9 protein-coding genes and 1 other annotated feature are annotated in these 9,527 nt (G+C 54.5%); all 9 genes read right to left on the bottom strand.

What is annotated here, in order from left to right; genetic code table 11:
* Positions 1–489: 489 nt before the first annotated feature.
* The gene (locus BM322_RS13125; RefSeq protein WP_075431185.1) at positions 490–1,182 is read right to left on the bottom strand and encodes a thiamine phosphate synthase; all 693 of its coding nucleotides are present in this window, start codon (positions 1,180–1,182) and stop codon (positions 490–492) included.
* A gap of 5 nt (positions 1,183–1,187) precedes the next feature.
* Positions 1,188–2,852: a DUF4127 family protein gene (locus BM322_RS13130; RefSeq protein WP_075431187.1), complete on the bottom strand. Its 1,665-nt coding sequence runs from the start codon at positions 2,850–2,852 to the stop codon at positions 1,188–1,190.
* Between the two features lie 113 nt (positions 2,853–2,965).
* On the bottom strand, positions 2,966–3,535 hold the full coding sequence (locus BM322_RS13135) for an aminodeoxychorismate/anthranilate synthase component II (RefSeq protein ID WP_075431188.1): 570 nt from the start codon (positions 3,533–3,535) through the stop codon (positions 2,966–2,968).
* The gene (gene trpE / locus BM322_RS13140) at positions 3,516–5,018 is read right to left on the bottom strand and encodes an anthranilate synthase component I (RefSeq protein ID WP_075431189.1); all 1,503 of its coding nucleotides are present in this window, start codon (positions 5,016–5,018) and stop codon (positions 3,516–3,518) included. Before trpE ends, BM322_RS13135 begins: the two co-directional genes overlap by 20 nt.
* 77 nt (positions 5,019–5,095) lie before the next feature.
* Positions 5,096–5,362, bottom strand: coding sequence for a hypothetical protein (locus tag BM322_RS13145; RefSeq protein ID WP_082334501.1), 267 nt, complete (start codon positions 5,360–5,362; stop codon positions 5,096–5,098).
* Positions 5,363–5,436: 74 nt separating this feature from the next.
* The gene (trpA, locus tag BM322_RS13150; protein WP_075431190.1) at positions 5,437–6,231 is read right to left on the bottom strand and encodes a tryptophan synthase subunit alpha; all 795 of its coding nucleotides are present in this window, start codon (positions 6,229–6,231) and stop codon (positions 5,437–5,439) included.
* Positions 6,228–7,418: a tryptophan synthase subunit beta gene (gene trpB, locus BM322_RS13155; protein ID WP_075431191.1), complete on the bottom strand. Its 1,191-nt coding sequence runs from the start codon at positions 7,416–7,418 to the stop codon at positions 6,228–6,230. Before trpB ends, trpA begins: the two co-directional genes overlap by 4 nt.
* A 13-nt stretch (positions 7,419–7,431) precedes the next feature.
* Complete coding sequence (gene trpC / locus BM322_RS13160) at positions 7,432–8,232, bottom strand: indole-3-glycerol phosphate synthase TrpC (RefSeq protein ID WP_075431192.1); 801 nt, start codon at positions 8,230–8,232, stop codon at positions 7,432–7,434.
* Complete coding sequence (locus BM322_RS13165; RefSeq protein WP_075431193.1) at positions 8,229–8,858, bottom strand: phosphoribosylanthranilate isomerase; 630 nt, start codon at positions 8,856–8,858, stop codon at positions 8,229–8,231. Before BM322_RS13165 ends, trpC begins: the two co-directional genes overlap by 4 nt.
* A gap of 46 nt (positions 8,859–8,904) precedes the next feature.
* Positions 8,905–9,170: a binding site (T-box leader), on the bottom strand.
* Positions 9,171–9,527: the final 357 nt, after the last annotated feature.

Below are 9,527 nucleotides of genomic sequence, written 5' to 3' on the forward strand. Positions count from 1 at the left end.
CGCTTACGGCCCAGTCCTGCTGCGCAGGACAGTCGCTCCAGACAGAAAGAAGCACTACCCCGTTCGCCCCTTTGGTAACGGAAGTCTGAGATTGTACGAATCGTTTCTCCCGTAACAAGCACATCGATGTAATTCGTGACCTATCGCCGGAACAGAGCAGGATTATCCCAACATAACGGAGGGCGAGGGTGGGTACACTTTCTTCGTAGACGGAGCGATTGCCCGAACGCAGTGAGGGATGGCACGCGGCAGGCACTTGCTAGAACGTCAAGATGTATTGGCGCGCCGCCGGCCTGCCCGGCGCATGTAACTAAATACGTACTTAAACACCAGCGTGGGTCATTTAGCGGAGCGGAGAAAAAGTGCACCCACCCTCACCCAAGCTGAGCTGTATCAAGTTTATTGTGATCTCGTACTGACAGACAAACTGCAATTCATAAAAAAGCCGTTGACTCCTTCCCTTCGAGCCAACAGCCTTTCCCGCGCCCTTTACTGGCGCCATATATTCACCATTTCCGCCGCAGCCTTTGCGGGGTCATCAGCACCAGCTATTGCACTGATGACGAAAAATCCCTCGACACCTGTTCGTTTCAGTTCCGGCAGATCTGCCGCCTTCACTCCGCCGCCTACTACGACGGGAATGGGGCTGATCCGGTGCAGCTCCGTCAATTCGGCAAAGCTGCGCGTGTGACGTTGTCCATCAGCTGTCATACCGGCATCTGGTTTCGATGCCGTTGGATGCAACGGCCCCGCACCAAAATAATCAATATCACTGGTATCTAAATGAAGCACATAATCAATGAGCTCATAGGGACGTGCCGATAAGCCGACAATGGCCTCTGGGCCAAGAAGGTTCCGGCAGGCGGCAGCAGGAATATCCTTCTGTCCTACGTGGATGCCATCCACAGCGATGCCTGCCTGTCTTGCCGCCCAGGCCACATCGAGCCGATCATCGACCAGCAGCGCCGTCTTGCCACTCTGCCCCAGCTCCGCGATCACTTGCGCTGAGGCATCACACAGTGCGATGAGTTCCCGTGCCGAGGCTGTCTTGGAGCGGATCTGCACGCAGGTAAAGCCCTGCGCCACAGCCAGCCGCACAATGTCAGCCACGGGTCGCCCCTTGGTGTTTTCAGGGCCAATAATCAGATACGCCGAGACATCCAGATCATCCCTGATGCTCATACCCATTACTCCTTCCGTCTGCCGTTCTTCCCTGCTGCATCGATCTTTATATCGGCAATGAACATGCGATGCCAGGGAAACGATAAGCTTAGCGTCCCTGGATTGGCCAGCTGTGGCAGATGCCTGCGGGCAAAATCCTGTAGCAGCAAAGTTGCCTTCTCCGCCATATCTGCCTCATAATTTCCCAGATAGAGATAAATCTGCGGATCTTCCAATCTCTCGATTTCCATGGCCAGCGTCGTGCGCACATTGGACTGGTAGCCCCAATCATCAAGATAGCGCGTCAGCAACAGCGCATTGGACTGTTCACGCGGCATGCGCGCGGCCAGCATGCCCTGTGCCAAAGAAAAACCAAGGCTGTTGGTTGCCGTATTCCAACCGGCATACGAGCGCAGCGAAAACAATAAGTTTTCCTGCTCCAAATGACGCATGAGGGCATTGTCTGCACCATTCGTGAAGGCGATATCGGCAATGCCGACTGCACAGCCGCTCTGAAGAAGGCCACGCAGCTGACGCATGAAGGCATTCGTTCCTGCACGATTCAACCCATTATTGAGTGGCGCCTGCTCCCAGTCGCGGATGTGGTTTGCCTCGCCAGTTATGCCGTCAGGGTTCGTATTCACCAGTAATGTAAAATCTGCCTGTTCCGGCTCGCTGACCAGCTGACCGCCAGCAATCTGCAGATCAGTCTGCAGTGTCGCTTCCACACGTTCATCCGAATACGTAGGAATCGTCCGGCCACCAAAGCCCTCATTATAACGGATAGCGACTTTGGGAACTGTGTGCTCCCAAGCATTGACCGCCCGGCTCATCAGTAAGAGCCCCAGTTCATCGATTCCTGCCACCAGCTGGAAATGCTCCGGCTGGATATCCCTGCCATACGTTTGCAGCCAACGGCTTTCACGATGCGTCTGTGACAGGCTCGCGTTGTCATCCTTGCCCACCAGCAGATATTCGATTGCCCCTTTGCGCACCTCGTCGATGAGCACTTTCGTCGAATCGACATTATGCTGGCGGCGGGCCATCCAGTCAGAGAGAGCCCATGCTGGCAGCTCCGACTCCAACTGCATGACCTCATCGGCTTCCTCAGCACTCAGTCCACTGATCTCCGCCTTGTCCATAAGTGCCGTATAGCGGAAGATCTGCTCGCCATAATCGATATAGTAGTCAGGATCCTCGCCGCCCGATGCCTCGCCGCTGCGCGGCGTGCGCATCAGCGAGGCAAACACATAGAGCTTGAGCCGCGGATTTTCCTGCTGCAGCTCTGACAGCTGAGCTGCCCGCTGCCGCAGCACGGGTTCAGGGATATCATGCTTGCGGGAAGCCACGAGTCCGCCATACAGCAGCGAATCGCTCGCGATAACGGCAATGTCAGCCTGTTCAGCCTGGGTCTGGGTCCACTGCCACAACTGTTCCGGCTTGCCCTTCTGCTGCAACCCCCCCAAGAGTTCCTTATCGGGCATGATTACCTCATAGCCAAGCTTGCGTGCCACATCCGCCGTCTGCTCACAGGAGGTCGGCCGGTTATCCTGCGGCACGAACAAGATCTTCGCCTTGGGTTTCGCCAGCTGTTCTGCCGCCTTATGCCTGCCTGCCGACACCGAAGCGGCCGGCAACAGCAGAGCGGCCATCAATACCAGAAGAATGCATCTGGTCCATATCTTTCGCATCAATCTATCCTTTCATCCTCGATAAAAAGCATGACGGCTTCTATTATAGCACACTCCCCCAAAAGAAAAAGCCCTCCCCGCAAGGAAGGCTCAATAATCTTTGCTTTTTATCGTCAGGCCAGATGCTCTAAGAAATTGTTCATCATCTTGCGGCCATCCGGCGTCAGGATGGATTCAGGATGAAACTGGATTCCCTCGATAGCAAATTCCTTGTGCCGGATTCCCATGATCATGCCATCTGCCAATTCACTGGTGACGGCCAGGCAATCAGGCAGCGTCTCCCGGTCGATGATCAGCGAATGGTAGCGGCCAATCGGTATGTCCTGCGCCAGGCCTGCATAGAGTCCCGTACCGTTATGCCTGAGCGGCGATGTCTTGCCATGCACGATCTCGCCAGCCCGCACGACCTTGCCGCCAAAGACCTCGCCAATAGCCTGATGGCCAAGACATATGCCGAGCATCGGCACCTGTCCCTTCAGCTCGCTGATTACCTGCTCGGTAATGCCCGCATCCTGGGGCACCCCCGGCCCCGGCGACAGGACGATGCCCGCATAGCCGCGTCGGCAGATAGCCTCTACGGTCGTCTGGTCATTGCGGATGACCTCCACCTCAGCGCCGAGCTCTGACAGCAGCTGGTAGACGTTGTAGGTAAACGAGTCATAGTTATCTAAAAGCAACAACATCGTTTTCCACCTCCTCTACCACTTCAAACAGCGCCTTGGATTTCTGCAGGATTTCCTGGTATTCCTTCTCCGGCACCGAATCCGCAACAATACCTGCCCCCGATTGGATAATCGCCGTATCATCGTTTTCGATGCGCATCGTGCGCAGCGTGATGCACATATCCATGTTACCGGCAAAATCCATATAGCCAACTGTGCCCGAATAGGTATCGCGTCTTACTGGCTCGAGGTCATGGATAATCTCCATGGCCCGCAGTTTCGGCGCCCCGCTGACCGTTCCCGCTGGGAAGGTCGCCTTGAGCACATCCATCGGCGTATAGCCCGCCTTGATCTTGCCCACCACCTCAGACACCATATGCATGACATGGCTGAAATACTCCACCTGCTTGAGTTTCGTCACGCAGACTGAGCCTGGCTCACTGATGCGGCCAATATCGTTACGCGCTAAGTCCACGAGCATCGAATGCTCTGCTACTTCCTTGACATCGGCTTTCAGCTCGGCTGCCAGCTTTTCATCTTCCGCAGCATTCTTGCCACGGCGGCGCGTACCGGCAATCGGATAGGTATAAACATTTTCCCCAGCCACTTTGACCAGCATCTCCGGTGAGGCGCCAACGAGTTTCACGCGGCCAAAGTTGAAGTAGAACATATATGGCGAGGGATTGACCTGCCGCAGGCGGCGGTAGAAGTGAAAGCACGGTTTCGTGATCTTCTGCCGGAACTGGCGCGACGGCACGATCTGGAAGATATCGCCGGCAAAGATATGCTCCTTGGCCTTGCGGATGGCCGCCAGGAAATCAGCTGGTGCCTTCCCATACTGTTTCTGGAAATCCACGAGCTCCCGCCGCTTGTCTTTGGCTGTTGCCGCTGGCATTACAGGCGCTGACAGTTTCTGCTGCAGCATTTCCATCTTCCCTTCAATGCTGTGATAGACAGCCTCGCAGTTTTCCGCCGCCTTGACATCGGCAAAATAGATGAGCCGTGCCTTATTGCGCAGAGCATCATAGACCACTAAGATGCGGCAGAGCATGAACTGTCCCAAAAGATCCTCATCGCCCAAATCAAGGCCACGCACCCGGTCAAAGGTTGCCACGATCTCATAGTTGAAGTAGCCGACCAAGCCGCCATTGGCCAGCGGTATTGCCGCATCTTCCAAGGCTGGCTGGAAACGGGCCATATAGCTCCGGATAGCCGTCACCGGATCTCCTTCGATGGTCTTCATCAGATCGTTTTCCTTGATCATCAGCCGGTTCTTGAAGACCTGCAGCCGCGCGAACGGCTCCGCGCCGATAAAGGAATAACGGCCAAACTGCTGATGTGTCGTATCGACGGACTCCAATATGAAGCCCTTATGGTCATCGACCAGCTTATAGTACACCGAAACAGGCGTATCCATATCCATGTTGAGTTCTGCCGATACGGCAATCAGGTTCTTCTCCTTTGCCAGCTGACAGAACGCCTCGCAGGATGGTTCAAGGTTCATCTTATTCACTCCGATCTATGCAAAAGCCCCTGCCTGGCGTATATCACCAGGCAGGGGCTTTTACCGGATGAACGCCGTCATGGCTGCGGCGTATTGATGTCCTGTACCACCTTATGCTCTTCACGTCCAATGCACCAGCCGAGGGTCTTGATCTCCGAGTACAGCATGACCCGCTGCTCCCGGTTATCGACTTCCGCGCGCATAAGCACCTGATACTGCTTTATCGCCTGCCGATAGCGAGCCGATATTTCCTGCGTGCTCCGCGGTTTTTCCGGACGGTTCTGAGTATGACGGCGGATGAGATCTTCAGCCGCATCTACGGTTTTTATATCAGTGACGATCATAGTTATCTTCCTTTCTGAACTCGTATTCCTAAAAATAACTATTCGTCATCCATTTCTAAAAATCCTTTTCCTGATTACTGCGCATATCGCGCATCAAGCGCCACGCGCATCTCCCGGATGAGAGCCATGGCCTCATCCAGCTTATCATCGAGCAGTCGCTTGACGACAGCACTGCCAACGATAACGGCATCTGCATGGGCCGCAGCATCCACAGCTGCCTCAGCTGAACCAATGCCGAAGCCTACGGCCAGCGGCGTATCGGTATACTTGCGCGCCTTGTCACAGACCCCGCCAATCACGCTGTAGTCCACCTTCTTGACGCCCGTGACACCATTGTTGGAGACACAGTAGACAAAGCCGCTAGCATCCTTGCAAGTATCCTGCATGCGTGCCTCCGTCGTTCCCGGCGTGACGAATTCCGCCAGCACGAAATCATTTTCCTGGCAGATGCGGCGCATCTCCCCGGACTCCTCATGGGGAACGTCCGGCACGATGATACCATCCATACCAGCCGCCTTGAAGTCTTTGACGAACTTCTCAAAGCCATAATGATACATGTTGTTGATATAGCCCATGCCGACGATGGGAATATCCGAGAACTTGCGGATCTCGCGCAGGATTTCCAGTTCCTTGGCCAGGGTCATCTCATTCTTGAGCGCCACAACCGATGCCGTCTGGATGACCGGGCCATCGGCCATCGGATCGGAAAACGGCAGCCCAAGCTCAATGAGGTTTGCACCATTTTCCTCAGCCTGTTTGACGGCCTCGATTGTCGTCTGCACATCCGGTGCCCCACAGGTGATATAGATATAAATGCCCTTCTTACCGGCAGCCTTGAGCGCTGCCATCTTTGTCTCTATGCGGTTCATAACTCAATGTCCTCCCCCAACGCTTTAGCCACCATGGCCACGTCCTTATCGCCACGGCCCGACAGGCATACGACAACAGTCTCATCAGCCTTGGTTTGCGGCATCAGTTTCTCAAGATAGGCCAGCGCATGCGAGCTCTCCAAGGCTGGAATGATGCCCTCGACCTGCGACAAGCGCTGGAAGGCATCGAGTGCCTCCGTATCCGTGACCGACACATATTTGACGATGTTCTCATCCTTATAATAGGAATGCTCCGGCCCGACACCTGGGTAGTCAAGCCCCGCCGAAATGGAATAGGCCTCGACGACCTGGCCATCCGGCGTCTGCAGCAGATAGCTGAAAGCACCATGCAGGATTCCCGGCTCACCAGCCCCCGAAAGGGTCTTGGCATTATCAGCCACTGCATCGCTGTGGCCGCCAGCCTCAACGCCAAACTTCTTCACGTCACTGTCGTTCCGGAAATCGTAGAACGTGCCAATGGCATTGCTGCCGCCGCCGACGCAGGCCACCAGATAATCTGGCAGTCCGCCTGTCTGTGCTTTGATCTGTTCTCGGATTTCCTCGCCGATGACCTTCTGGAAATCGCGCACGATAGTCGGATAAGGATGCGGGCCCACAGCCGAGCCGATGATGTAGTGCGTATCCGTAATATTCGTTGCCCAATAGCGGATGGCCTCACTGGTTGCATCCTTGAGGGTGCCCGTGCCGCTCGAAACGGGGATGACCTTCGCACCGAGCAATTTCATGCGGAACACATTGAGTTTCTGCCGCTCCACATCCACAGCGCCCATGAACACATGGCACTCCATGCCGAAAAGGGCAGCCACCGTAGCCGAGGCTACACCGTGCTGGCCAGCACCCGTCTCTGCCACGATGCGTTTCTTGCCCATGAGCTTTGCCAGGAGCGCCTGCCCTAGTGCATTGTTGATCTTGTGGGCCCCCGTATGCAGCAGATCCTCACGCTTGAGGAATATCTTTGCGCGGCCATAATGCTTAGTCAGTTTCTCTGCATAGTAGAGATTCGTCGGGCGGCCTGCATATTCGCGTAGCAGTGACCGGAGCTGCTGCGCGAAATCCGGATCGTTCTTGTATTTCTCGTAAGCGGCCTCAAGTTCATTCAACGCCGGCATTACGATTTCCGGCACATACTGACCGCCATACTGGCCAAATCTTCCCTTGGTATTCATTCTGTCTAACTCCTTATGCCATCATTTTCCTGTTGTTTTCTGTCTCAATATTAGCCAGCACGTTTGTCATGGCGCCAATATCGCCAGCCCGTACCAGACCTTCGCCCACCAGGATGCCATCACAACCAGCTTCACGCAGTACCTTGGCGTCCTCAGCACTGAACACGCCGCTCTCGCTGATCAGCACGCGCTCCTTATCGGCATACGGCAAGAGCTGCATAGTCTGCTCGATGCTCGTCGTAAAAGTCTTGAGGTTGCGGTTGTTGATGCCGATGAATTCTGCCGGAGTTGCCAGCGCCGCTGCCATATCCGCCTCATCATGCACCTCAACCAGCGCATCCATGCCAAGGCTCCAAGCCGTATAGAGGTATTCCTTGAGCTGCTCCGGCGACAGGATGCGGGCAATCAAGAGTACCGCATCTGCCCCGAGCATCCGTGCCTCGTACAGCTGATACTCATCGATGACAAAATCCTTGCGCAGCAAAGGCAAATCCACGAGTTTGCGCACTTTGGAAAAATCTTCGTTGCAGCCCAGGAAATGCGGGTCCGTATGTACCGACAACATGCTGGCACCGTTCGCTGCATAGATTTTCGCCAGCTGCTCCACCGAATGTGTCTGGTTAAGTCTGCCTTTGGCCGGGGACTGCAGCTTGCACTCGGCAATGAGGTTCCAGTCGCCCTTCTTGAAATTCTTGCTCATACGGAATGTATCTGGCGTAATACGCGCCTTCACTTCATCAAGCGGCAGCTGGCGTTTGGCCTCCGCTACAATATCTTTCTTTTTCTCTACGATTTGCGCTAAAATATCTTTCAATGACGTTTCCTCCCGCGTGGCAGGCTCCTTGCTCTGCGCATAAAAGCCTGTATCTTGCTGATGGATTTCTCCTTATCCTCTTCGAGACTGCCCGATACATCCACACCATATGGATGGAAGATGCGCAAAACCGTCCGCAGATTCCCCGTGTTGATTCCACCGGCAATCAATACCGGTTTCTCCACCTTGGCAATCTCATCGGCAGCATCCCGCCAGTCAAAGGCCTCCCCGGTTCCCCCTGGCTGTCCGGCCTTGTATGTATCGATCAGGATCATTTCGGCGGGGAACTCGTTGGCCGCCTGAGCACTGAAGCCATCACCATAGCGGAATGCCTTGATGACAGGACACTGCACCTTGCGCGCATAAGCCGCGTTCTCATGGCCATGAAGCTGAACGAAGTCGAGGTGAACCTGCTGGACAATCTCATTGACCTTCTCGATGTCCTCATCGACGAAGACGCCTGTCTTCCAAGCCTGCTGCAGCTGTCCGGCGATGACGGCCGCATGTTCCGGCTCAATATAACGATGGCTCTGCGGCCAGAAAATAAACCCGATGAAATCAGCGCCGGCCTCTTCAGCAACTTTGGCTGTCAGCAGTGATTTCATGCCACATATCTTTACCTTCATCTACTCATCCCCTATGTAATACAAAAGCCCCGGCTGGATCAAATCCAGTCGGGGCGAATCAGCTTCGCGGTACCACCCGTTTTCACACGTCAATAGACGCATCTCATTCCGGCACAGGCCTAATAAGCCGATGCCATAGCCCGGTAACGGGGGCAGCCGTTCCAGCCTACTCACAAGAACTCCGCTTTCGGTGGACTCTCACGGGACCATTCAAAGCACTTAGCTGACCGGACTTCGCACCACTGGTTTCCCAGTCTCCGGCTCGCTTGACAGCTGACGATGCTCCTACTATTTCCCGTTCGTCGATTTCGCTCTATATCGACTGTAAAGTTGTTAACTCCGTCGATGTTTCATATACTACACGCTTTTGTTTTCCTTGTCAATACATATTTTACATTTTTATCATTTTTTACTGATAAATATTCATGCAGCGTATAGAATGACTGGCTAACAGAAACGCTTCCCTCATAAAACAACGATAGCTTAGCGATATTTGAGCGTAAAATTACAGTTTGTCTGTCAGTACGAGATCACAATAAACTTGATACAGCTCAGCTTGGGTGAGGGTGAGTGCACTTTTTCTCCGCTCCGCTAAATGACCCGCGCTGGCAGGGTGTACGTACCTAGGTACATGCGCCGGGCAGGCCGGCGGCGCGCCAATACATCTTG

The organism is Selenomonas sp. GACV-9, from assembly GCA_900116485.1.
GTDB lineage: Bacteria > Bacillota > Negativicutes > Selenomonadales > Selenomonadaceae > Selenomonas_A > Selenomonas_A ruminantium_G.

Coding starts and splice junctions, on each gene's coding strand:
- BM322_RS13125 (WP_075431185.1), bottom strand. CDS start 1,182: ATGAGCATCAGGGATGATCTGGATGTCTCGGCGTATCTGATTATTGGC.
- BM322_RS13130 (WP_075431187.1), bottom strand. CDS start 2,852: ATGCGAAAGATATGGACCAGATGCATTCTTCTGGTATTGATGGCCGCT.
- BM322_RS13135 (WP_075431188.1), bottom strand. CDS start 3,535: ATGTTGTTGCTTTTAGATAACTATGACTCGTTTACCTACAACGTCTAC.
- trpE (WP_075431189.1), bottom strand. CDS start 5,018: ATGAACCTTGAACCATCCTGCGAGGCGTTCTGTCAGCTGGCAAAGGAG.
- BM322_RS13145 (WP_082334501.1), bottom strand. CDS start 5,362: ATGATCGTCACTGATATAAAAACCGTAGATGCGGCTGAAGATCTCATC.
- trpA (WP_075431190.1), bottom strand. CDS start 6,231: ATGAACCGCATAGAGACAAAGATGGCAGCGCTCAAGGCTGCCGGTAAG.
- trpB (WP_075431191.1), bottom strand. CDS start 7,418: ATGAATACCAAGGGAAGATTTGGCCAGTATGGCGGTCAGTATGTGCCG.
- BM322_RS13165 (WP_075431193.1), bottom strand. CDS start 8,858: ATGAAGGTAAAGATATGTGGCATGAAATCACTGCTGACAGCCAAAGTT.